General features: G+C 70.8%; 16 protein-coding genes. 9 read left to right on the top strand and 7 right to left on the bottom strand.

The features are described from left to right. Positions 1-80: 80 nt before the first annotated feature. From AB0K92_RS19775 to AB0K92_RS19760, 4 genes are all read right to left on the bottom strand, one after another. Positions 81-1,700, bottom strand: a complete 1,620-nt coding sequence (locus AB0K92_RS19775) for a glycerol-3-phosphate dehydrogenase/oxidase (RefSeq protein WP_365924510.1) — start codon at positions 1,698-1,700, stop codon at positions 81-83. A 63-nt stretch (positions 1,701-1,763) separates the two neighbouring features. Continuing rightward, positions 1,764-3,302 carry a glycerol kinase GlpK gene (gene glpK / locus AB0K92_RS19770; RefSeq protein WP_365924567.1) on the bottom strand — a complete coding sequence of 513 codons (1,539 nt, stop codon included), beginning with the start codon at positions 3,300-3,302 and terminating at the stop codon, positions 1,764-1,766. Positions 3,303-3,388: 86 nt separating this feature from the next. After that, positions 3,389-4,177 carry an MIP/aquaporin family protein gene (locus tag AB0K92_RS19765; protein ID WP_365924508.1) on the bottom strand — a complete coding sequence of 263 codons (789 nt, stop codon included), beginning with the start codon at positions 4,175-4,177 and terminating at the stop codon, positions 3,389-3,391. Positions 4,178-4,665: 488 nt separating this feature from the next. After that, positions 4,666-5,430 carry an IclR family transcriptional regulator gene (locus AB0K92_RS19760; protein WP_165996975.1) on the bottom strand — a complete coding sequence of 255 codons (765 nt, stop codon included), beginning with the start codon at positions 5,428-5,430 and terminating at the stop codon, positions 4,666-4,668. Positions 5,431-5,757: 327 nt separating this feature from the next. On the opposite strand from AB0K92_RS19760, the gene metH reads away from it, so the two are divergent. The 4 genes from metH (at position 5,758) to AB0K92_RS19740 (ending at position 13,888) form a co-directional block, all read left to right on the top strand. Next, the gene (gene metH / locus AB0K92_RS19755; protein WP_365924506.1) at positions 5,758-9,270 is read left to right on the top strand and encodes a methionine synthase; all 3,513 of its coding nucleotides are present in this window, start codon (positions 5,758-5,760) and stop codon (positions 9,268-9,270) included. Positions 9,271-9,507: 237 nt separating this feature from the next. After that, a complete protein-coding gene (locus AB0K92_RS19750) occupies positions 9,508-10,209 on the top strand; it encodes an HAD family phosphatase (protein WP_365924504.1) in 702 nt (233 codons plus the stop codon). A gap of 423 nt (positions 10,210-10,632) precedes the next feature. Then, positions 10,633-12,237, top strand: a complete 1,605-nt coding sequence (locus AB0K92_RS19745; protein ID WP_365924502.1) for an ABC transporter substrate-binding protein — start codon at positions 10,633-10,635, stop codon at positions 12,235-12,237. A gap of 70 nt (positions 12,238-12,307) precedes the next feature. Further along, the gene (locus AB0K92_RS19740) at positions 12,308-13,888 is read left to right on the top strand and encodes an ABC transporter substrate-binding protein (RefSeq protein WP_365924500.1); all 1,581 of its coding nucleotides are present in this window, start codon (positions 12,308-12,310) and stop codon (positions 13,886-13,888) included. 72 nt (positions 13,889-13,960) lie between these two features. Here AB0K92_RS19740 and AB0K92_RS19735 read toward each other — a convergent pair whose 3' ends face one another. Both AB0K92_RS19735 and AB0K92_RS19730 read right to left on the bottom strand, forming a co-directional pair. Next, complete coding sequence (locus AB0K92_RS19735) at positions 13,961-14,632, bottom strand: response regulator transcription factor (protein ID WP_073942070.1); 672 nt, start codon at positions 14,630-14,632, stop codon at positions 13,961-13,963. 46 nt (positions 14,633-14,678) lie between these two features. Continuing rightward, complete coding sequence (locus tag AB0K92_RS19730) at positions 14,679-15,608, bottom strand: RecB family exonuclease (RefSeq protein ID WP_365924498.1); 930 nt, start codon at positions 15,606-15,608, stop codon at positions 14,679-14,681. Between the two features lie 176 nt (positions 15,609-15,784). Here AB0K92_RS19730 and AB0K92_RS19725 point away from each other — a divergent pair, with 176 nt between their 5' ends. The 3 genes from AB0K92_RS19725 (at position 15,785) to AB0K92_RS19715 (ending at position 19,599) form a co-directional block, all read left to right on the top strand. Next, complete coding sequence (locus AB0K92_RS19725; protein ID WP_365924496.1) at positions 15,785-17,695, top strand: site-2 protease family protein; 1,911 nt, start codon at positions 15,785-15,787, stop codon at positions 17,693-17,695. 124 nt (positions 17,696-17,819) lie between these two features. After that, positions 17,820-18,722: a tRNA (adenine-N1)-methyltransferase gene (locus AB0K92_RS19720; RefSeq protein WP_165996958.1), complete on the top strand. Its 903-nt coding sequence runs from the start codon at positions 17,820-17,822 to the stop codon at positions 18,720-18,722. Between the two features lie 301 nt (positions 18,723-19,023). Next, positions 19,024-19,599 carry a hypothetical protein gene (locus tag AB0K92_RS19715; RefSeq protein WP_365924494.1) on the top strand — a complete coding sequence of 192 codons (576 nt, stop codon included), beginning with the start codon at positions 19,024-19,026 and terminating at the stop codon, positions 19,597-19,599. 58 nt (positions 19,600-19,657) lie between these two features. Here AB0K92_RS19715 and AB0K92_RS19710 read toward each other — a convergent pair whose 3' ends face one another. After that, complete coding sequence (locus AB0K92_RS19710) at positions 19,658-19,963, bottom strand: ferredoxin (RefSeq protein WP_365924492.1); 306 nt, start codon at positions 19,961-19,963, stop codon at positions 19,658-19,660. Positions 19,964-20,208: 245 nt separating this feature from the next. On the opposite strand from AB0K92_RS19710, the gene arc reads away from it, so the two are divergent. Together arc and dop are read left to right on the top strand one after the other, a co-directional pair. After that, the gene (arc, locus tag AB0K92_RS19705) at positions 20,209-21,975 is read left to right on the top strand and encodes a proteasome ATPase (protein ID WP_365924490.1); all 1,767 of its coding nucleotides are present in this window, start codon (positions 20,209-20,211) and stop codon (positions 21,973-21,975) included. Between the two features lie 244 nt (positions 21,976-22,219). Next, a complete protein-coding gene (gene dop, locus AB0K92_RS19700) occupies positions 22,220-23,731 on the top strand; it encodes a depupylase/deamidase Dop (RefSeq protein ID WP_365924488.1) in 1,512 nt (503 codons plus the stop codon). Positions 23,732-23,737: the final 6 nt, after the last annotated feature.

Genomic DNA, 23,737 nt, shown 5'->3' with positions numbered 1-23,737 from the left:
CCAGTGCGGTGGGGGCCGGGCCTCGGCTGCCGGCGGCGGTCAGGGAAGAGCCGGCGCGCGAGCCGTGCTGCTTGGAGCCGCTACTTCCTCTCGTCCAGCAGGTCCTGGACCTTGGCGCGGACCTCGTCCGTGGCCAGACCGCGGATCGTCAGCGTCGTACGGCGGCGCAGCACGTCGTCCACCGTCTCGGCCCACTCGTGGTCGCGGGCCCAGACGACCTGCGCCCAGATCTCCGGCGCGTCCGGGTGGACCCGCCGGCCCAGCTCCGGGTTCTCGTTGGCGAGACGGGCGATGTCGAAGGCCAGCGAGCCGTAGTGGGTGGCCAGGTGCCTGGCGGTGTCGGCCGCCATGCGCGGGCCGGGCGCCGGGCCGTCGACCAGCAGCCGGTGGGCGACCGCGCGCGGGTTGGCGACACCGGGCAGCGGCAGCTTCTTCGGCAGCGACGAGATCGGCTCGAAGTCCTCGCCGAGCGGGTGGCCCGGCAGCGACTCCAGCTTGCGCATCACCGTACGGCCGATGTGGCGGAAGGTCGTCCACTTGCCGCCCGCGACGGACAGCATCCCGCCCCTGCCCTCGGTGACGACCGTCTCGCGCTTGGCCTTGGCCGTGTCGCCGGGGCCGCCCGGCAGCACCCGCAGACCGGCGAAGGCGTAGGTGATCAGATCGCGGTCGAGCTGCTGGTCGCGGATGGAGAACGCGGCCTCGTCGAGGATCTGGGCTATGTCCTTGTCGTTGACCGCGACGTCCGCCGGGTCGCCCTCGAACTCCTCGTCCGTGGTGCCCAGCAGGAGCATGTCCTCCCAGGGCAGGGCGAAGGTGATGCGGTACTTGTCGATCGGGGTGGCCAGCGCGGCCCTCCACGGGGAGGTGCGCTTCAGGACCAGGTGCGCGCCCTTCGACAGCCGGATCGACGGCGCGGCGTTCGGGTCCTCCATCCGGCGCAGGTGGTCCACCCACGGGCCGGTCGCGTTCAGCACCAGCCGGGCGTCCACGCCGAACTCGTCACCGGACATCCGGTCCTTCAGCTCGGCGCCGGTCACCCGGCCCTTGGTGAAGCGCAGGCCGGTGACCTCTGCGTGGTTGAGGACGACCGCACCGGCCTCGACGGCCGCGCGGACCGTCATCAGCGCCATCCGGGCGTCGTTCATCTGGTCGTCGCCGTACACGGCCACGGCCTTCAGGTTCTCGGTGCGCAGCTCGGGCACGTCCGCCGCCGCCTTGGCGGGGGACAGCAGGTGGCCGACGCCGTCGCCGAAGGCCGACAGCATCGAGTACGCGAACACACCCGCGCCCAGCTTCGCCGCGCCGTGCGGCCCGCCCTTGTACACGGGGAGGTAGAAGGTGAGCGGGTTCGCCAGGTGGGGGGCCACCTGGCGGGAGACCGCACGGCGCTCGAAGTGGTTCTCCGCCACCAGCTTCACCGCGCCGGTCTGCAGGTAGCGCAGACCGCCGTGGAGCAGCTTGGAGGAGGCGGAGGAGGTGGCGCCGGCGAAGTCGCCGGCGTCGACCAGCGCCACCCTCAGACCGGCCTGTGCGGCGTGCCAGGCGGTGGAGATGCCCAGGATGCCGCCGCCGATCACGAGAAGGTCGTACGACGCCTTGGCGAGCCGCTCCCGGGTCTCGGCACGGCTCGGGCCTACGCCGAAGGCCGGGCGCGTACCGAGGGCAGGCACGGACTGCAGGGTGGACTGACTGGTCATGTCGGGTTCTTACTCCTCATCAGAGCTCGGCTGAGAACGCGCCGCGGAGCCGGTGGCCCGCGGTCAGTTCTCGTCGTCGTCGAGCCAGCCCATGGTCCGCTCGACGGCCTTGAGCCAGTTCTTGTACTCACGGGCGCGGGTCTCCGCGTCCATGCGGGGGGTCCACTCGGCGGCCCGGCGCCAGTTGGCGCGCAGGTCGTCGGTGCTGTTCCAGAAGCCGACGGCGAGACCGGCGGCGTAGGCGGCGCCGAGGCAGGTGGTCTCGGCGACCATCGGGCGCACCACGGGGGCGTCCACGAAGTCGGCGAGGGTCTGCATCAGCAGGTTGTTGGAGGTCATGCCGCCGTCGACCTTGAGGGTGGCCAGCTCCACGCCGGAGTCCTTCGTCATGGCGTCCGCGATCTCGCGGGTCTGCCAGGCGGTGGCCTCCAGCACGGCACGGGCCAGGTGCGCCTTGGTGACGTACCGGGTCAGACCGGCGATCACACCGCGGGCGTCGGAGCGCCAGTACGGGGCGAACAGGCCGGAGAAGGCGGGGACGAAGTACGCGCCGCCGTTGTCCTCGACCGAGAGGGCGAGCGTCTCGATCTCGGCGGCGGTGGAGATCAGGCCCATCTGGTCGCGCATCCACTGCACCAGGGAGCCGGTGACGGCGATCGAGCCCTCCAGGGCGTAGACCGGCTTCTGGTCGCCGATCTGGTAGCCGACCGTGGTCAGCAGGCCGCTGTAGGAGTTGATGAGCTTGTCACCGGTGTTCATCACCATGAAGGTGCCGGTGCCGTACGTCGACTTGGTCTCGCCCTCGGAGAAACAGGTCTGGCCGAACAGGGCCGCCTGCTGGTCGCCGAGCGCGGAGGCGACCGGGATGCCGCCGAGCAGGTCGCCGAGGCGGCCGCCGGTGATCTCGCCGTAGACCTCGGCGGAGGAGCGGATCTCCGGGAGCATCGCGCGCGGGACCCCGATGGACTCGCAGATCCTCTCGTCCCACTGCATGGTGTGCAGGTTCATCAGGAGGGTGCGGGAGGCGTTGGTGACGTCGGTGACGTGCTTGCCGCCGTCGGCGCCGCCGGTCAGGTTCCAGATGACCCAGCTGTCCATGGTGCCGAAGAGGATGTCCCCGGCCTCGGCGCGCTCGCGCAGGCCCTCGACGTTGTCCAGCAGCCAGCGGGCCTTGGGGCCGGCGAAGTAGGAGGCGAGGGGAAGGCCGGTCTCGCGGCGGAAGCGGTCCTGGCCGACGTTGCGGCCCAGCTCCTTGCAGAGGGCGTCGGTGCGGGTGTCCTGCCAGACGATGGCGTGGTGGACGGGCTCACCGGTGTTCCTGTCCCACAGCACGGTGGTCTCGCGCTGGTTGGTGATGCCGATGGCCTTGATGTCGTCGCGGGTGATGCCGGCCTTCTCGATGGCCCCGGCGACGACCTCCTGGACGTTGGTCCAGATCTCGGTGGCGTCGTGCTCGACCCAGCCGGGCTTCGGGAAGATCTGCTCGTGCTCCTTCTGGTCGACGGAGACGATCCGGCCGTCCCGGTCGAAGACGATGCAGCGGCTGGAGGTGGTGCCCTGGTCGATGGCGGCGATGAACGGGCCGTGCCCGTGAGAAGCGATGCCGGCGGTGTGGGTGTCGGTCACTGTGTGCTCCTGGGGTTCTCGTCGAACGGACTGGGGTGGTGCGCTGATGCTCCAGCGAACCTCTAGGCGAAAGCCAGGTTGTAGAGGCCCGCCGCGAGCGCGGCGCCGATGAGCGGTCCGACGACCGGGATCCAGGCGTAGCCCCAGTCGGAGCCACCCTTGTTGGGCAGGGGGAGAAGCGCGTGCACGATGCGCGGGCCGAGGTCGCGCGCGGGGTTGATGGCGTAACCGGTCGGCCCGCCGAGCGACAGGCCGATGCCGACCACGACCAGCGCGACCATCAGTCCGCCGAGCGGGCCGAGGCCCTTGCCGCTGTCGTTGAGGCCCTGGGTGAGGACCGCGAGCACCAGCACGAAGGTGCCGATGATCTCGGTGGCGAGGTTCATCGCCACGTTGCGGACCTCGGGGCCGGTGGAGAAGACGCCGAGCACCGGGCCGGCCTGGGCCTCCCGGGCCTCGACGGCCTTGGTGGACTGGGTGCCCGGCCCGCCGACGATCTCGCGGTCGGTGAGGTGGGCCCGGAACTGTCCGTAGTACGCCACCCAGGCGAGCGTGGCGCCGATCATGGCGCCGAGCAGCTGTCCCGCGAAGTAGGTGGGGACGTTGCTCCACTCGCCGTCCTTGATGGCGATGCCGAGCGTCACGGCCGGGTTGAGGTGGGCGCCGGACAGCGGCGCCGAGATGTAGACGGCCGTCAGCACGGCGAAACCCCACCCGAAGGTGATGGCGAGCCAGCCGGCGTTGCGGGCCTTGGAGGCCTTGAGCACGACGGCGGCCACGACGCCGGCGCCGAGCAGGATGAGTATGGCGGTACCGATGGTCTCGCCGATGAAGATGTCGGAGCTGGACACCCGCGACTCCTTTGTCCTTCGTCCAGGGGAAGCCGAACCCCGTGTCCCAACGGAGGTTCTGCGCCCTCGGGGGTGAGAGCTGTGCCGGCCCTTGGCGTTGTCACACTCTAGCGCGTATTGCCGGTAAGTGTTCGACAATGCCGACCGATGGACGGGAGTCTTGTCGGGCGGTCGCGCATGCGTCAAGGGTTCCGTTATCGAAAGCACGATCGTTATTGATCGTGCGGAGTTATCGATCTTCGATGCCACAATGGGCAGAGTTGCCGGATGTCGGGGATTTCCCGGCGTCATGTCCAATATGCCCGAATTCGGGTACGCCGATCGCCGGAGCGCCGTCCGGCGTCCCGGTAAAACGTCCGCTGAGGCGTCGCGGCGAGGCGTCCGAGGCGTCGCGGTCGGAGAAGTCCCGCGTGCGGCGCGAAGGGCGCCACGGGGACGGCCCCCGCAGCCTGCCGCGCCTCCTGCTGTCCTCCGCGGCCTCCCCGGCCTCAGAAGCGCCCGGCGCCCAGGTCCCGCGAGACCGCGCGGGCGCAGTCCCGCACCGCCGCGATCAGCTCGGGCCGCAGCTCGCCGTCCCGGCACACCCGCTCCACCGCGCCGGTGATGCCGACCGCGCCGACCGGCATGCGGCGCCGGTCGTGGATGGGGGCGGCGATCGAGGCCACGCCCTCCCAGGTCTCCTCCACGTCGGCCGCGTAGCCCCGCGCGCGCGTGAGGTCGAGGATCTGCTCGAAGGGGGCCAGCTCGCAGACGGTGCGCTCGGTGAAGGCCTTGCGGTCGGCCTCCACGGCCTCGCTGTGCGCGACCGGATCGTACGCCGACAGCACCTTGCCCAGCGCCGTGGAGTGCAGCGGCTGCATGGCGCCGATCTCCAGCACCTGCCGGCTGTCGTCGGGGCGGAAGACGTGGTGCACGATCAGCACGCCCTGCTGGTGCAGCACCCCCAGATACACGCTCTCCCCGCTGGAGCGGGCCAGGTCGTCGGTCCACACCAGGGCGCGCGCCCGCAGCTCGTGGACGTCGAGATAGGTGGTGCCCAGGCGCAGCAGCTCCGCGCCCAGCTGGTAGCGCCCGGAGGCGTCGTCCTGCTCGACGAACCCCTCCTGCTGGAGGGTGCGCAGAATGCCGTGGGCGGTGCCCTTGGCCAGGCCCAGCGCCGAGGCGATGTCCGACAGGCCCAGCCGCCGCTCGCCGCCCGCGAGCAGTCGCAGCATCGCGGCCGCCCGCTCGAGCGACTGGATGTTCCGTGCCATCGCCGTCCTGCCTCCGTCCCCTTCGACCGTCGAGCGGCGACGTCGCTGCCGCCGTTCGGCAATGTCGAACACTACCGGTCCATGCCGACCTCTCGCTAATGGTCGACACCGACTGTCTGTCCTGCGGCCGCCCCGGATGGCCGAAACCCGGCGCCCCGTCCGGTGCCGTCCGCGGCGACCATCCTCGTCCGTCACGTGGACGCCCCTGACCATAGGGCCCCGCAGGCGGTTACTCTGACGGCGTGCGCCCGCCCCTGGGACGGTCCCCGACCGCGCCCCGAGGCACCTCGCAAAGCCGACAGCCGTCGCATCTCAGGGAGCCCTTACATGGCCTCGTTGCCGCCGACCCCTACCACCGACAGCCGGACCCGCGCGTCCGCGCTCCGAGAGGCCCTCGCCACCCGCGTGGTGGTCGCCGACGGAGCGATGGGCACCATGCTCCAGGCCCAGGAACCCTCCCTCGAGGACTTCCAGAACCTCGAAGGGTGCAACGAGGTATTGAACGTCACCCGGCCGGACATCGTCCGCTCGGTGCACGACGCCTACTTCGCGGTCGGCGTGGACTGCGTGGAGACCAACACCTTCGGCGCCAACCTCACCGCCGCCGCCGAGTACGACATCGCCGAGCGGGTCCTGGAACTGTCCGAGGCCGGCGCCCGCATCGCCCGCGAGTCCGCCGACGCCCACACCGCCCGCGACGGCCGCCCGCGCTGGGTGCTCGGCTCCATGGGCCCCGGCACCAAGCTCCCCACCCTCGGCCACACCACCTTCCGCGCCATCCGCGACGCCTACCAGCAGAACGCCGAGGGCCTGCTCGCCGGCGGCGCCGACGCCCTGATCGTCGAGACCACTCAGGACCTCCTCCAGACCAAGGCCTCCGTCATCGCCGCCCGCCGCGCGATGAAGGTCGCCGGATACGACGTGCCGCTGATCGTCTCGGTCACCGTCGAGACCACCGGCACCATGCTCCTCGGCTCCGAGATCGGCGCCGCGCTCACCGCGCTGGAGCCGCTCGGCATCGACATGATCGGCCTGAACTGCGCGACCGGTCCCGCCGAGATGAGCGAGCACCTGCGCCACCTCTCCCGGCACGCCCGCGTCCCGCTGTCCTGCATGCCCAACGCCGGCCTGCCCGAGCTGACCAAGGACGGCGCGTACTACCCGCTCACCGCGCCGGAGCTGGCGGACGCCCAGGAGAACTTCGTCCGCGACTACGGCCTGTCCCTGGTCGGCGGCTGCTGCGGCACCACGCCGGAGCATCTGCGCCAGGTCGTCGAGCGCGTCCGCGGCCTGCGCCCGGTCGAGCGCGACCCGCGCCCCGAGCCGGGCGCCGCCTCGCTGTACCAGTCGGTGCCGTTCCGCCAGGACACCGCGTACCTGGCGATCGGCGAGCGCACCAACGCCAACGGCTCCAAGAAGTTCCGCGAGGCCATGCTGGAGGGCCGCTGGGACGACTGCGTGGAGATGGCGCGCGAGCAGATCCGCGAGGGCGCGCACATGCTCGACCTGTGCGTGGACTACGTCGGCCGCGACGGCGTCGCCGACATGGAGGAGCTGGCCGGCCGGTTCGCCACCGCCTCCACCCTGCCGATCGTGCTGGACTCCACCGAGGTCGACGTGATCCGCGCCGGGCTGGAGAAGCTGGGCGGCCGCGCGGTGATCAACTCGGTGAACTACGAGGACGGCGACGGCCCGGAGTCCCGGTTCGCCAAGGTCACGCAGCTGGCGAAGGAGCACGGTGCCGCGCTGATCGCCCTCACCATCGACGAGGAGGGCCAGGCCCGCACACCGGAGAAGAAGGTCGAGATCGCCGAACGGCTGATCGCTGACCTCACCGGCAACTGGGGCATCCGCGAGGAGGACATCCTCATCGACACCCTGACCTTCACCATCTGCACCGGTCAGGAGGAGTCCCGCAAGGACGGCATCGCCACCATCGAGGCGATCCGCGAGCTGAAGAAGCGCCACCCGAACGTGCAGACCACCCTCGGTCTGTCGAACATCTCCTTCGGCCTGAACCCGGCCGCCCGCATCCTGCTGAACTCCGTCTTCCTCGACGAGTGCGTCAAGGCCGGCCTGGACTCGGCGATCGTGCACGCGTCGAAGATCCTGCCGATCGCCCGCTTCGACGAGGAGCAGGTCAGCACCGCCCTCGACCTGATCTACGACCGCCGCGGCGAGGGCTACGACCCGCTCCAGAAGCTCATGCAGCTGTTCGAGGGCGCCACCGCCAAGTCGCTGAAGGCGGGCAAGGCCGAGGAGCTGGCCGCGCTGCCGCTGGACGAGCGCCTGAAGCGGCGCATCATCGACGGCGAGCGCAACGGGCTGGAAGCCGACCTGGACGAGGCGCTCAGCCGGCGCCCGGCGCTGGAGATCGTCAACGAGACGCTGCTCGACGGCATGAAGGTGGTCGGCGAGCTGTTCGGCTCCGGCCAGATGCAGCTGCCGTTCGTGCTCCAGTCCGCGGAGGTCATGAAGACCGCCGTGGCCTACCTGGAGCCGCACATGGAGAAGACCGACGAGGACGGCAAGGGCACCATCGTGCTCGCCACCGTGCGCGGCGACGTGCACGACATCGGCAAGAACCTCGTCGACATCATCCTGTCCAACAACGGCTACAACGTCGTCAACCTCGGCATCAAGCAGCCCGTCTCCGCGATCCTGGAGGCCGCCGAGGAGCACCGCGCCGACGTCATCGGCATGTCCGGGCTCCTGGTGAAGTCCACGGTGATCATGAAGGAGAACCTGGAGGAGCTGAACGCCCGCGGCCTGGCCGCCCGCTACCCGGTCATCCTCGGCGGCGCCGCCCTCACCCGCGCCTACGTCGAACAGGACCTCCACGAGATCTACGAGGGCGAAGTCCGCTACGCCCGCGACGCGTTCGAGGGATTGCGCCTGATGGACGCCCTCATCGGCGTCAAGCGGGGCGTGCCCGGCGCCAAGCTGCCCGAGCTGAGGCAGCGCCGGGTGCGGGCCGCCACCGTCGAGACGGAGGAGCGCCCGCAGGAGGGCAACGTCCGCTCCGACGTCGCCACCGACAACCCCGTGCCCACCCCGCCGTTCTGGGGCACCCGCGTCGTCAAGGGCATCCAGCTCAAGGAGTACGCCGGCTGGCTCGACGAGGGCGCGCTGTTCAAGGGCCAGTGGGGCCTGAAGCAGGCGCGCACCGGGCAGGGGCCGACCTACGAGGAGCTGGTCGAGACCGAGGGCCGGCCGCGGCTGCGTGGCCTGCTGGACAAGCTCCAGTCGCAGAACCTGCTGGAGGCGGCCGTCGTCTACGGCTACTTCCCGTGCGTCTCCAAGGACGACGACCTGATCGTCCTCGACGAGGCGGGCAACGAGCGCACCCGGTTCACCTTCCCCCGCCAGCGCCGCGGCCGGCGGCTGTGTCTGGCCGACTTCTTCCGCCCGGAGGAGTCCGGAGAGACGGACGTCGTCGGGCTCCAGGTCGTCACCGTCGGCTCCCGCATCGGCGAGGAGACCGCGAAGCTGTTCGAGTCCAACGCCTACCGGGACTACCTCGAACTGCACGGCCTGTCCGTGCAGTTGGCCGAGGCGCTGGCCGAGTACTGGCACGCCCGGGTCCGTTCCGAACTGGGCTTCGCCGGCGAGGACCCGGCCGACATCGAGGACATGTTCGCGCTGAAGTACCGCGGCGCGCGCTTCTCCCTCGGCTACGGCGCCTGCCCCGACCTGGAGGACCGCGCCAAGATCGCCGACCTGCTCCAGCCCGAGCGCATCGGCGTGCACCTGTCGGAGGAGTTCCAGCTGCACCCCGAGCAGTCCACGGACGCCATCGTCATCCACCACCCCGAGGCCAAGTACTTCAACGCCCGCTGAGGCGCACGCCGGGGCAGGCGGACGCACGTCGGCCCACGTCGGCCCATGGCGGGCACACCGAGGCACACCGGCCCCGCGGCGGGCACGCCGGGCCCCGCGGGCGGGGCAGGCCGGGTGCCCCGCCGCCCGCCGTTCAAACGAGGCGCTTCGCCGGCGCGCGTCGTACACTGGTCGGTCCACTGGAGGCCGGTTCCCGTGCGGGAACCGGCCTGCTCGTCCCTCAAGGAGGTACGCCGGATGACGACCACCGTCCCCGCGCTCGGCACCCGTACGGCCGAAGGCTCCGCCCTCCAAGCCGTGCTCCTCGACATGGACGGGACCCTGGTGGACACCGAGGGTTTCTGGTGGGACGTCGAGGTCGAGGTCTTCGCGGCCCTCGGACACACCCTCGACGACTCCTGGCGCCATGTCGTGGTCGGCGGGCCCATGAGCCGCAGCGCGGGGTTCCTCATCGAGGCCACGGGGGCCGACATCACCCTGGCCGAACTCACCGTCCTGCTCAACCAGGGGTTCGAGGACCGGATCGACCGCGCGCTGCCGATGATGCCCGGGGCCGCCCGGCTGCTCGCCGAGCTGGCCGCGCACGAGGTCCCCACGGCCCTGGTCTCCGCCTCCCACCGGCGCATCATCGACCGGGTGCTCACCTCGCTCGGCCCGCAGTACTTCGCCCTGACCGTGGCCGGTGACGAGGTGCCGCGCACCAAGCCGCACCCCGACCCGTATCTGCTGGCCGCGGCCGGGCTCGGTGCGGATCCGGCCAGATGCGCCGTCATCGAGGACACGGCGACCGGGGTGGCCGCCGCCGAGGCCGCCGGGTGCCGGGTCGTCGCGGTGCCGTCCGTCGCCCCCATCGCCCCCGCCGCCCGCCGTACCGTGGTGACCTCGCTGGAAGAGGTCGACCTGCCATTTCTGCGCGGGCTGATGACGGAAATGCGCTAGCTCTTCACCCACCGTGCAGCACGCATTGGGCGGGAATTCATCGAACGCGTCCGCGGGGGAATTCGAACCACTCCGGGTGGCCGAATTCCAGCGTCCACACACCCCGTTGGACATGTGACGTTCACCACTCACGCGCGGTCCGGTGCGTCACCCCGCGCGTGCTCCTTGTCCGGTTCCCGCGGTTTGCGCCGTGCCCTTGTGTCCCGATTGGTGAGACGCTGCACGAATCCTTCCGCTGTCGGGTTTTCGGTGCGTCCACGTCCGGTTTCGCTGCGTGATGGCGGTTCAACTCCGGTGCCCGCGAGCCGCGCTGCGGGCGCGCACTAATCTCGTCGCGAGAACATCACCCCCTGATCCCGTGATCCGCGGCGCCACCCCTGCATGCCGGATACACGGACTCGACAGCTCTGGAGAAACTCGAGCATGAACCGCAAGACTTTGGTGCTGCCGGCCCTGGCCGGCCTGCTCGCGCCCGCGCTCGCCGCATGCGGCGGGTCCGACGGCGGGAGCGACGGCGGCGACGCCATCGCCGTCGGCACCACGGACCGGTTCATCGCCTCCAAGGACGCGCCGGCCCCCCTCGACCCGGCCTACGCCTACGACGTCGGCACCTGGAACGTGCTGCGCCAGACCGTGCAGACGCTGATGATCCAGCCCCGCGGCGAGGGCGAGCCCGTCCCCGAGGCGGCCGAGAGCTGCGGCTTCACCGACACCGGCAACGAGCGCTACTCCTGCCGGCTGCGCGACGACCTGACCTTCGCGAACGGCGACCCGATCACCGCCGCCGACGTCAAGTACTCCATCGACCGCGCCCGCTCCCTCAAGGCCGACAGCGGCGTCTTCGCCCTGCTGTCCACCATCGACACCCTCGAGACGCAGGGCGACCGCGAGGTCATCTTCCACCTCAAGACCGCGGACGCCACCTTCCCGTACAAGCTGTCCACCCCGGTCGCCGGCATCGTCAACCCCGACGACTACCCCAAGGGCAAGCTGCGCGCCGGTTTCGCCGTGGACGGCTCCGGCCCGTACACCCTGGAGGCCGAGGAGAAGGACGGCGAGCTGGTCAAGGCCGTGTTCACCAAGAACCCCTCGTACAAGGGCGCCCTGACGGTGAACAACGACAAGGTCGAACTGGTCTCCTACGCGGACGCCGACGCCATGGGCGACGCCCTCGAGAAGGGCGACATCGACCTGATGTCGCGCACCATGACGCCGCAGCAGATCCAGCAGCTCGGCACCGACGCCCCCGAAGGCGTCAACCTCGTCGACATGCCCGGCCTGGAGATCCGCTACCTGGCCTTCAACACCGACGCCCCGGCCGTCCGCAGCAAGGCCGTCCGCCAGGCCATGGCCCAGATCGTCAACCGCGGCCAGATCGTCTCCGAGGTCTACGGCTCCCAGGCCGAACCGCTGTACTCGCTGGTCCCGGCCGCCATCACCGGCCACTCCAACGCGTTCTTCAACCGCTACGGCGACCCGAGCGTCGCCAAGGCCCGCGCCCTGCTCACCGGGGCCGACATCACCACCCCGGTCAAGCTGACGCTGCACTACACGACCGACCACTACGGCTCCGCCACCAAGAAGGAGTTCGAGCTGCTGCAGAAGCAGCTCAACGACAGCGGCCTGTTCGACGTCGACATCAAGGGCGCCCCCTGGACGACGTTCCGCCCCGCCGAGCAGAAGGGCGAGTACGAGGTCTACGGCATGGGCTGGTTCCCGGACTTCCCCGACGCGGACAACTTCCTCGCGCCCTTCCTCGACAAGGACAACTTCCTCGGCTCGCCGTACGCCAACAGCGAGATCCGCAACAGCCTGATCCCGCAGTCGCGCCGGGAGGCCGACCGGCTCGCCGCCGTCGACAGCCTGACGCGCATCCAGGACACCGTCGCCCGGGACGTCCCGGTGCTTCCCCTGTGGCAGGGCAAGCAGTACGTGGCCGCGCGCGACGACATCACCGGAAGCGCCTACGCGCTGAACTCCTCCTCCACCCTCCAGCTGTGGGAGCTCGGCCGCGGTGTGAGCGGCTGACATCTCCTCGCCCGTGCCCGGCCGCCGCACGGCCGCCCGGGATCCCGAGAACGACGTAAGGCACACGCACGTGAACATGCGCAAGCAGTGGCCCGTCCTGCCCCTCGCGGCGGGGCTGGCCTCCGGCCTGCTGACCGGATGCGGTACGGAGAACGGTGACGCGGGGAACAACGGCTCCTCCGTCGTCATGGGGATGTCCGACGACGTCCTGGCGACGGACCCGGCCTCCGGCTACGACCCCGGCTCCTGGCTGTTGTTCAACAACGTCTTCCAGTCGCTGCTCAGCTTCCCGAAGGGAGGCACCGAGCCGGAGCCCGACGCCGCGGAGCAGTGCTCCTTCACGGACACCTCGACCAAGGTGTACAAGTGCACGCTGAAGGACGGCCTGAAGTTCAGCAACGGGGACCCCCTCACCTCGAAGGACGTCAAGTTCTCCTTCGACCGCATGCTGAGGATCGCCGACCCCGACGGCCCGTCGATCATGTTCCCCATGCTCGACTCCGTCGAGACGCCCGACGACAAGACCGTCGTCTTCAGGCTGAAGGTGCCCGACGCCACCTTCCCCAGCAAGATCGCCTCCGGTGCCGGCTCCATCGTCAACCACCGCGAGTACGACGGCGCCGAGCTGCGCGAGGACGGCCAGGCGGTCGGCTCCGGCCCCTACAAGCTGGACTCCTTCAGCGAGGACGAGGCCGTCTTCTCCGTCAACGAGCACTACAAGGGCGACGCCGAGGTCAAGAACGACGGCGTCACCCTGAGGTTCTTCCACGGCGACCGCACCGCGCTGAAGCAGGCGCTCCTCGACGACGAGATCGACATCGCCTACCGAGGCCTGAGCGCCGGCGACATCGCCGACATCGAGAAGGCCGACGCCGACTCCGGCGCCCAGGTCGTCGAGGGAACCAGCGCCGAGGTCCAGCACCTGGTCTTCAACATGGACGACCCGGTCGCCGGAAAGCTCTCCGTCCGCAAGGCCATCGCCTACCTGATCGACCGCGACGCCCTCATCGAGGACGTCTACCAGGGCACCGCCACCCCGCTCTACTCGATCATCCCGGCCGGTATCGGCGGCCACAACACGGCCTTCTTCGACACCTACGGCGCGAGCCCCTCCAAGTCGAAGGCCGCCGCCGCCCTGCGCGAAGACGGCATCGACGGCAAGGTGAAGCTCACCCTCTGGTCGACGCCGTCCCGCTACGGCCCCGCCACCGACCAGGAGTTGCAGGCCATCGCCGGCCAGCTCAACGCCAGCGGCCTGTTCGAGGCCCGGGTCAAGTCGGTCCCCTTCGACCAGTACGAGAAGGACATCGAGGCCGGCAAGTACGGCGTCTACGTCAAGGGCTGGGTGCCCGACTACCCCGACGCCGACAACTTCACGGCCCCGTTCTTCGGCAAGGGCAACGTGCTCGGCAACAACTACGCCAACAGCACCATCACCGGGACGCTGATCCCGCGCACGGCCGCCGAGTCCGACCGCGCCGCCACCGAGAAGGACTACGCCGCGCTCCAGGACATCGTCGCCGAGGAACTGCCCCTCCTGCCCGTGTGGCAGGCCAAGCAGTACGCGGTCGTCCGCGACGGCGTCTACGGCCTGGAGTACTGCCTGGACGCCTCGACGGTGTTCCGGTTCTGGGAGCTCAGCAAGAGCTGACCGGCACCACCGGTACCGACGCCGAGGGCGGCTCTCCCTCCACGGGGAGAGCCGCCCTCGGCGTCGTCCGTCTCACTGCGCGCCGGGGCGCACCAGTCCGCTCTCGTACGCGTACACCGCGGCCTGCACCCGGTCGCGCAGCCCCAGTTTGGTCAGGACGTGGCCGACGTGCGTCTTCACGGTCGTCTCGCTGACGAACAGGTCCGCGGCGATCTCCGCGTTCGACAGACCGCGCGCCACCAGCTTCAGCACCTCCACCTCGCGGTCGGTGAGGGTGTTCAGCGTGTCCGGCACCGGCTCGTCACCGGAGGGCAGATGGGTGGCGTACTTGTCGAGCAGCCGGCGGGTGATGCTCGGCGCGAGCATGGCCTCGCCGGCGGCCACCACCCGGATCGCCTGCACCAGTTCGTGCGCGGGCGCGTCCTTCAGCAGGAAGCCGCTCGCCCCCGCCCGCAGGGCCTCCACCACGTACTCGTCCAGGTCGAAGGTAGTCAGCACCAGCACCTTGGCCGGGCCGTCCCGCCCCGGGCCGGTGATCTGCCGGGTGGCCTCCACACCGTCCATCCGCGGCATGCGGATGTCCATCAGGACCACATCGGGCTGCAGGGCCCGCACCTGGTCGAGTGCCTGGAGGCCGTCCCCGGCCTCGCCGACGACCGCGATGTCCTGCTCGGCCTCCAGGATCATCCGGAAGCCCGTACGCAGCAGCGGCTGGTCGTCGACCAGTAGGACACGGATGGCCACGTAAGTCTCCTTCGCTCGGGCCCCATTCTGCCCTGCGCGGCCGGGCTCACGGGGAGCGGGTGGGCAGCGGGTAGGGCGGGGGAGTGCCGCCGAACTCCGGGCAGTGCGCCTGGTGGTCGCACCAGCCGCACAGCTTCGTGGGGCGCGGCCGCCAGTCCCCGGTCTCGGTCGCCCGCCGGATCGCCTCCCACAGCGCGAGCAGCTTGCGCTCCACCCGCTCCAGGTCCGCCCGCACCGGGTCGTACGTCAGCACGTCGCCGCTGCCGAGGTAGACGAGCTGGAGACGGCGCGGGATCACGTTCTTCAGCCGCCACACCACCAGGGCGTAGAACGTCATCTGGAACAGCGCGCTGTCGGCGTACTCCGGCCGGGGCGCCTTGCCCGTCTTGTAGTCGACGATCCGGACCTCGCCGGTGGGCGCCACGTCGACCCGGTCGATGATGCCGCGCAGCCGGAGCCCCGACTCCAGCTCCGTCTCGACGAACAGCTCCCGCTCGGCCGGTTCCAGCCGGCTCGGGTCCTCCAGCGTGAACCAGCGCTCCACCAGCTGCTCCGCCTCGCCGAGCCAGCGCGCCATCCGCTCGCCCTCGGGATCGTCGGCGAACAGCTCGGCCAGCTCGGGTCGGGACTCCCGCAGCCGGTCCCACTGGGCCGGGATCAGCGACTTGGCGCGCGGCGCGGTGCGCTCCGGGGCGGGCGCGTCGAACAGCCGCTCCAGCACCGCGTGCACCAGCGTGCCCTTGGTCGCCGCCTCGCTGGGCTTCTCCGGCAGCCGGTCGATCACCCGGAACCGGTACAGCAGCGGGCACTGCATGAAGTCGCCGGCGCGGGAGGGGGACAGGGAGGTGGGCGGCAGGGCCGGGGCGGGACCGGCGTCCGCCGCCGTCCCGGCCGCGGCCGTGATCATGCCGGCGGGCGCGGGCTCCGCCGTACCGTCGCTGTGGGCCTCCGTCACGCCCTCGGTGCTCGTCTCCATGTCCACAGACCTTACGGCCCACCACTGACAGTGACCTCCGCCACGGTCGTGTGCGCCGGCGGAGACGGGGGAAACAGAAGGGGTGCCGGGGCGGAACGCACCCCCGTGGCCGCATACCATCGACCCGAGACCTTCCGCCCGGCAGGTGCGGGACACGCTTCGAACGAGGGGACATCGTGGACGAGAGCGGCGGGAGCGGGCAGCCGCGGTCGGGCAACGACAACTCGACCGGACCCCACGCGACACCGGCCCCCCACCCCACCCCCGACGCGCCGGTCCGCGAGGACCGGGCGGCGAGCCGGACCACCGGCTCCCGCGAGGAACCGGCCCCCCGCGGGGACGACACCGCGAGCCCGGCCGCCGCGACGGGCGCCGCCGGGAAGCCCGGCCTCGACAAGAACCCCGCCCCCGAGCGCCCCGCCCCCTCGCAGCCCGCGCCAGAGCGGCCCACGGCAGGGCGGCTCGCCCCGGAGCGGCGTACTCCGTCGCCGTCCGCACCCGAGCGGGCCACGACCGAGCGGCCCGCCACCGAGCTCGCCCCGGAGTGGCCTACTCCCTCGCCGTCCGCACCCCAGTCGCACGCGCCCGAGCAGCCCGCGCCCGAGCGGCCCGCCACCGAGTGGCTCGCCCCGGAGTGGCCTACTCCCTCGCCGTCCACACCCGAGCAGCCCGCGCCCCAGCGGCCCACCGCCGAGCGGCCCACCCTCGGGCAGCCCGCTCCACAGCAGGCCTCCCCAGCGCAGACCTCCCCAGAGCACACCTCTCCCGGGCAGCCCCCTGCCGAGCAAGGCCGACCCCCGGCCCCGCCCCGTGGCACCACCCCCGCCGGCCGGACCCCCGGCGCGGACGCGGGCGCCGACGACGCCGCCCGCCCCGGCGGCCACGACCGCCCCCACGCCCACTCCGGTCCCAAGGGCCCCGCCCCCCGGCGCCCCGAGCCCGGCGGCGGGCTGCTGATGGGGCGCCCCTTCGGCGTGCCCGTGTACGTCACGCCCAGCTGGTTCCTCGTCGCCGCCCTCATCACCTGGGTCTTCGGCGGCCAGCTGGACCACATGCTGCCCGAGCTGGGCGGCGCCCGGTACCTGGTGGCACTGTTCTTCGCGGTCGCCTTCTACGCCTCCGTCCTCGTCCACGAGCTGGCCCACACGGTCGCCGCCCTCCGCTTCAAGCTGCCGGTGCGCCGCATCCAGCTCCAGTTCTTCGGCGGCGTCTCCGAGATCGAGAAGGAGGCCGAGACCCCCGGCCGGGAGTTCGTCCTGGCCTTCGTCGGCCCGCTGCTCTCCCTCGTCCTCGCCGGCGTCTTCTACCTCGCCATGCAGCCCGTGGAGCCCGGCACGGTCCCGAGCGTCCTGCTCGCCGGCCTGATGATCTCCAACCTCATCGTCGCCGTCTTCAACCTGCTGCCGGGCCTGCCCCTGGACGGCGGCCGGATGCTGCGCGCCGTCGTCTGGAAGCTCACCGGCAAGCCCATGAGCGGCACGATCGCCGCCGCCTGGGTCGGCCGCGCCCTCGCCGTGTCCGTCCTGATCGGCCTGCCGCTGCTCACCCAGTCCGGCCTGCTCGGCGCGGACGCCGAGGACAACGTCGGCATGGACACCGTCCTGGACGCCCTGCTCGCCGCGATCCTCGCCGCGATCATCTGGACCGGCGCCGGCAACAGCCTGCGCGTGGCCCGGCTGCGCGAACACCTCCCCGAGCTGCGCGCCCGCGCCCTCACCCGCCGCGCGGTCCCGGTCCCGGGCGACACCCCGCTCTCCGAGGCCCTGCGCCGCGCCAACGCCGCCGGCGCCCGCGCCCTGGTCGTGGTCGACGCCGACGGCAGCCCGCTGTCGATCGTCCGCGAGGCCGCCATCGTCGGCGTCCCCGAGCACCGCCGCCCCTGGGTCTCCGTCAGCGGCCTCGCCCAGGAGCTCACCGACGGGATGCGGGTCCTGGCCGAGCTGGCCGGCGAGGAGCTGCTGGACGCCCTGCGCGCCCACCCCGCCACTGAGTACCTGGTCGTCGAGGAGACCGGCGAGATCTACGGCGTGCTGTCCGCCGCCGACGTGGAACGCGCCTTCGTCAAGGCCATGGCCCGGCCCAGCTGACCCGCCCAGCCGACCCGCCCAGCCGACCGACCTAGCTGACCGGCCCAGCCGACCGGCCCAGCCGACCGGCCGGGCGGCCCGGGCCGTGGTCGGCCGCCCCGGCAAAGCCCGGTAGGCTGTTCACATGTCCGAACCGACCGGTGCCGCCCGCCGCCGCGGGCCCTTCAAGGTCGGGGACCAGGTACAGCTGACCGACCCCAAGGGCCGCCACTACACGTTCACGCTCGAGGCCGGGAAGAACTTCCACACCCACAAGGGTTCCTTCCCGCACGACGAACTGATCGGCGCTCCCGAGGGCAGCGTTGTCCGTACGACGGGGAACGTCGCCTATCTCGCGCTGCGCCCCCTGCTCCCCGACTACGTCCTGTCCATGCCCCGCGGGGCAGCCGTCGTCTACCCCAAGGACGCGGGGCAGATCCTCGCCTTCGCCGACATCTTCCCCGGCGCCCGCGTCGTGGAGGCCGGCGTCGGGTCCGGCTCGCTCAGCAGCTTCCTGCTGCGGGCCATCGGCGACCAGGGCATGCTGCACTCCTACGAGCGGCGCGAGGACTTCGCGGAGATCGCCAGGCAGAACGTGGAGCGCTACTTCGGCGGCCCGCACCCGGCCTGGCAGCTCACCGTCGGCGACCTGCAGGACAACCTGTCCGACACCGACGTCGACCGCGTCATCCTCGACATGCTCGCCCCCTGGGAATGCCTGGAGGCCGTCTCCAAGGCGCTCGTGCCCGGCGGCATCCTGTGCTGCTACGTCGCGACCACCACCCAGCTCGCCCGGACCGTCGAGTCCATCCGCGAGATCGGCTGCTTCAACGAGCCGACCGCCTGGGAGACGATGATCCGCAACTGGCACATCGAGGGCCTGGCGGTCCGCCCGGACCACCGGATGATCGGCCACACCGGCTTCCTCCTCACCGCCCGCCGCCTTGCGGACGGCGTCGAGCCGCCCATGCGCCGCCGCCGCCCCGCCAAGGGCGCCTACGGCGAGGACTACACGGGCCCCAACGCCGACGGAGGCATGGGCCGCTAGCCGGTCCCGCCGCGCGCCGCCGCCGAGACCTCGCGGGCCGGGGTGGTGTCGTCTTCCGTGCCGCGTCAACGTCCCGGCGCCATGGCCGAGTTCCCGCACCCCGCGCGGAACTCGGCCGCGGCGCCGCGCCGTTGACGCCCCACGGCCCCCGCCCGCCCCACGCCCCCGGTCCGCCCCATGACCGGCCCTCCGGCGCTCGCTCGGCCGGCAACAGCCCTCCCCCCGCCGTTCCCCCGCCCTGTGACGTGTGGCACCATGCTGGCCACCTCCACCGGCACAGCCCTCACAGGAGACACTCCTCGTGCAGCATTCCGCGGTCCCGGAACTGGCCCACACGCGCACCCGTCCGATCCACTGGCTGGCCACCGCCACCGCGCTCGCCGGCGTCGTCGCCCTCTCCGCGCTCCTCCAGCCGGGCGCGGCCACCGCCGCCCAGGAGCCGGGTCAGGGGCCCCGGTCCGCGCCCGCGGCCGCCGCGCCCGCGACGGACGGCGTGGACTTCCCTCTCGAATGCGGTCCCGTCAAGGCCGTGGTGGAGCGCGAGGCGACCGGGGACCTCGACGGCGACGGAAGGCCGGAGACGGTCGCCGTCGTGCACTGCGACGCGGGCATCAGCACCCCGCCCGACGGCGTCTACGTGCTCACGCGCTCCGCCGCCGACGCCCCCGTGCGCCTGGTGGCCACCCTGGTCGACCCCAAGGACCGCTACACGGTCGAGGACTTCGCCGTCCGTGACGGCGCGGTGACCGCCACCCTGCTCGGCTACTCGTCCGCCGACGTGCCCACCTGCTGCCCGGACACCGAGGACCACGCGAAGTGGCGGTGGGAGAACGGCGCGTTCGTGCGCTCGTCACCCGCCGGCGCGCGCAGTGTGTGACGGATGTCGCCGGGCGGTGTGAGAAATCAGACAGTAGTAACGCGCCGTACAGTTCTGGTCACTCTGCGTCCGGGCCGTACATCTCCACCCTGTCCGAAACCCGACGTACGTGGATGCACTCGCCGGGACACTCCTTCGCGGAGTCGATCACGTCCGTGAGGAGCGGCAGCGGCACGGGGGTTGTCGCTCCCGGCGCCTGAAGCAGCTCGTCGCCGGGGCCTTTCACATAGGCCAGACCGTCGATGTCCAGCTCGAACACCTCCGGCGCGTACTGCGCGCAGATGCCGTCGCCGGTACAGAGATCCTGATCGATCCAGACCTCCAGCGCCTCGCCGTCGACTCCGGCCTCCTGCTGCACGGTCATCTCTCCTGCCCTTTTCTACGCCGAGCCATACGGGAATCCGGCCAGCTCTGGCGGGTGTTGAACACTTCGACCCTACCTCTGGCCGCTTTTCAATCGCGTTCGGTGGGTATTCCCCTGGCGTGAGGGAGAGCGCAAGGGTGAAGATCGGACACACCCCGACCGTCTTTGTGATCTAGGGGTTTCAATCGACACCCACCCAGGTAGGGTCTGGAAGCGTCCAGCTCCCCTTGGAGGAGGTGAGGACCGTGGCAGCCCACGACGACGACATGAACCGCGGCATCCGCCCGGGACGCGGGTCCGACGACCCGGCCGGGCAGATCGCCTACCTTGAGCAGGAGATCGCCGTCCTGCGACGCAAGCTCGCCGACTCTCCGCGACACACGAGGATTCTCGAAGAGCGGATCGTCGAGCTGCAGACCAACCTGGCCGGCGTGTCCGCCCAGAACGAACGACTCGCGAACACACTCCGTGAGGCCCGCGACCAGATCGTGGCCCTCAAGGAAGAGGTCGACCGGCTCGCACAGCCGCCGGCCGGCTTCGGTGTCTTCCTCGCGGCGAACGAGGACGGCACGGCCGACATCTTCACCGGAGGCCGCAAGCTCCGGGTGAACGTCAGCCCCAGCGTCGAGCTCGACGAGCTGCGGCGCGGCCAGGAAGTCATGCTCAACGAGGCGCTCAACGTGGTCGAGGCCATGGAATTCGAGCGCGTCGGTGACATCGTCACCCTCAAGGAGATCCTGGAGGACGGCGAGCGGGCCCTGGTGCTCGGGCACACCGACGAGGAGCGGGTGGTGCGGCTCGCCGAGCCGCTGCTGGACGTCACCATCCGCCCCGGCGACGCCCTGCTCCTCGAACCCCGCTCCGGCTACGTCTACGAGGTCGTGCCCAAGAGCGAGGTCGAGGAACTCGTCCTCGAAGAGGTCCCCGACATCGGTTACGACCAGATCGGCGGCCTCGGCAACCAGATCGAGGCCATCCGCGACGCGGTCGAGCTTCCGTACCTGTACCCGGACCTGTTCAAGGAGCACGAACTGCGGCCGCCCAAGGGCGTCCTGCTGTACGGGCCCCCCGGCTGCGGCAAGACACTCATCGCCAAGGCCGTCGCCAACTCACTGGCCAAGAAGGTCGCGGAAGTGACCGGCCAGGCGGCGGGCAAGAGCTTCTTCCTGAACATCAAGGGCCCCGAGCTGCTGAACAAGTACGTCGGCGAGACCGAGCGGCAGATCCGCCTGGTCTTCCAGCGGGCCCGTGAGAAGGCCAGCGAGGGCACGCCCGTCATCGTCTTCTTCGACGAGATGGAGTCCCTCTTCCGCACCCGTGGCTCCGGTGTCAGCTCGGACGTGGAGAACACCATCGTCCCGCAGCTGCTCGCCGAGATCGACGGCGTGGAGGGCCTGCAGAACGTGGTCGTGATCGGCGCCTCGAACCGCGAGGACATGATCGACCCCGCGATCCTGCGTCCCGGCCGGCTCGACGTCAAGATCAAGATCGAGCGTCCGGACGCCGAGGCGGCCAAGGACATCTTCGGCAAGTACCTCACCGAGCGCCTTCCGCTGCACGCGGACGACCTCGCCGAGCACGGCGGCGACAAGGCGGCATGCGTCCAGGCCATGATCCAGACGGCCGTGGAACACATGTACGCGGAATCCGAGGAGAACCGCTTCCTCGAGGTGACCTACGCCAATGGTGACAAGGAAGTCCTGTACTTCAAGGACTTCAATTCCGGCGCCATGATCGAGAACATCGTGGGCCGCGCCAAGAAGATGGCGATCAAGGACTTCCTCGAGCACAGCCAGAAGGGCCTTCGCGTCTCCCACCTCCTCCAGGCGTGCGTGGACGAGTTCAAGGAGAACGAGGACCTGCCCAACACCACCAACCCGGACGACTGGGCCCGGATCTCCGGAAAGAAGGGCGAGCGGATCGTCTACATCCGCACCCTGATCACCGGAAAGCAGGGCGCGGACACCGGACGCTCCATCGACACGGTGGCGAACACCGGTCAGTACCTGTAAAACGCAGGGCGGCTGCGGGTGCCTTCTCCGGGTACCCGCAGCCGACTGTTTTCCCGGCGACGCCCGGGACGAGGGCGCGCGAGGCAATGACGCAAATGATCTCCCCACCAGCGCAAAGGCGTTCTAGGCTCTTCCGTACCGCCGAGTCGCGCAGTGCGGGGACGGGCATCGCACACGCGACCGAGCGCGAGCGGTATCTGCGCGGGGCCCACGACCGAGGACTCCGCCGGGCAAGGAGGGCCGCATGACCGTACGGCGAGTAATGGGCATCGAGACGGAATATGGGATCTCCGTCCCCGGCCACCCCAACGCCAATGCCATGCTCACCTCATCCCAGATCGTCAACGCCTACGCGGCGGCGATGCACCGGGCCCGCCGGGCCCGCTGGGACTTCGAGGAGGAGAATCCGCTGCGGGACGCACGGGGCTTCGACCTCGCCCGCGAGGCCGCCGACTCCAGCCAGCTCACCGACGAGGACATCGGTCTGGCCAACGTCATCCTCACCAACGGCGCACGGCTCTACGTCGACCACGCGCATCCCGAGTACAGCGCCCCCGAGGTCACCAACCCGCGGGACGCCGTCCTCTGGGACAAGGCCGGCGAGCGGATCATGGCCGAGGCCGCCGAGCGGGCGGCCCAGCTCCCCGGCGCCCAGCCGATCCACCTCTACAAGAACAACACCGACAACAAGGGCGCCTCCTACGGCACGCACGAGAACTACCTGATGAAGCGGGAGACCCCCTTCTCGGACATCGTGCGCCACCTGACGCCCTTCTTCGTCTCCCGGCAGGTCTTCGCGGGCGCCGGCCGCGTCGGCATCGGCCAGGACGGCCACGAACACGGCTTCCAGCTCAGCCAGCGCGCGGACTACTTCGAGGTCGAGGTCGGCCTGGAGACCACCCTGAAGCGCCCCATCATCAACACCCGCGACGAGCCCCACGCGGACGCCGAGAAGTACCGCCGGCTGCACGTGATCATCGGCGACGCGAACCTGTCCGAGATCTCGACCTATCTCAAGCTGGGTACGACGGCCCTGGTCCTGTCCATGATCGAGGACGGCTTCATCGCCGTCGACCTGGCCGTGGACCAGCCCGTCCGCACCCTCCACCAGGTCTCGCACGACCCGTCCCTCAAGCGCCTGGTCACGCTGCGCAGCGGCCGGACACTCACCGCGGTCCAGCTGCAGATGGAGTACTACGAGCTGTCCCGCAAGTACGTGGAGGAGCGCTTCGGGGAAGACGCCGACGAGCAGACCAAGGACGTGCTCTCGCGCTGGGAGGACGTGCTCACCCGCCTGGAGAACGACCCCATGAGTCTGGCCGGCGAGCTGGACTGGGTCGCCAAGCGGGAGCTCATGGAGGGCTACCGCCGCCGCGACGACCTCGACTGGGACGCCGCGCGGCTCCACCTCGTCGACCTCCAGTACGCCGACGTACGCCCCGAGAAGGGCCTCTACAACCGTCTGGTGGCCCGGGGACGGATGAAGCGGCTCCTGGACGAGGCCGACGTCGAGCGGGCCAAGCAGAAGCCGCCGGAGGACACCCGCGCCTACTTCCGCGGCCGCTGCCTGGAGCAGTACGCCGACGACGTCGCCGCGGCCTCCTGGGACTCCGTGATCTTCGACCTCCCGGGCCGGGACTCCCTGCAGCGCGTCCCAACCCTGGAACCGCTTCGCGGAACGCGTAATCACGTCAAGGAGCTCCTGGACCGCTGCCGCACCGCCGAGGACCTGGTCAAGGTGCTCTCCGGCGGCTGAGCGGGT

This window comes from Streptomyces sp. NPDC052687 (assembly GCF_040678395.1).
Taxonomy (GTDB): domain Bacteria; phylum Actinomycetota; class Actinomycetes; order Streptomycetales; family Streptomycetaceae; genus Streptomyces.
The sequence above is the reverse complement of the archived record's forward strand: the minus strand, read 5'-3'. Positions and strand labels throughout refer to the sequence as shown.

Bases quoted from the DNA above. Each gene is read 5' to 3' on its own strand.
- AB0K92_RS19775 (WP_365924510.1), bottom strand. From the start codon at position 1,700: ATGACCAGTCAGTCCACCCTGCAGTCCGTGCCTGCCCTCGGTACGCGC.
- AB0K92_RS19760 (WP_165996975.1), bottom strand. From the start codon at position 5,430: ATGGCACGGAACATCCAGTCGCTCGAGCGGGCGGCCGCGATGCTGCGA.
- metH (WP_365924506.1), top strand. From the start codon at position 5,758: ATGGCCTCGTTGCCGCCGACCCCTACCACCGACAGCCGGACCCGCGCG.
- AB0K92_RS19750 (WP_365924504.1), top strand. From the start codon at position 9,508: ATGACGACCACCGTCCCCGCGCTCGGCACCCGTACGGCCGAAGGCTCC.
- AB0K92_RS19745 (WP_365924502.1), top strand. From the start codon at position 10,633: ATGAACCGCAAGACTTTGGTGCTGCCGGCCCTGGCCGGCCTGCTCGCG.
- AB0K92_RS19730 (WP_365924498.1), bottom strand. From the start codon at position 15,608: ATGGAGACGAGCACCGAGGGCGTGACGGAGGCCCACAGCGACGGTACG.
- AB0K92_RS19720 (WP_165996958.1), top strand. From the start codon at position 17,820: ATGTCCGAACCGACCGGTGCCGCCCGCCGCCGCGGGCCCTTCAAGGTC.
- AB0K92_RS19710 (WP_365924492.1), bottom strand. From the start codon at position 19,963: ATGACCGTGCAGCAGGAGGCCGGAGTCGACGGCGAGGCGCTGGAGGTC.
- dop (WP_365924488.1), top strand. From the start codon at position 22,220: ATGACCGTACGGCGAGTAATGGGCATCGAGACGGAATATGGGATCTCC.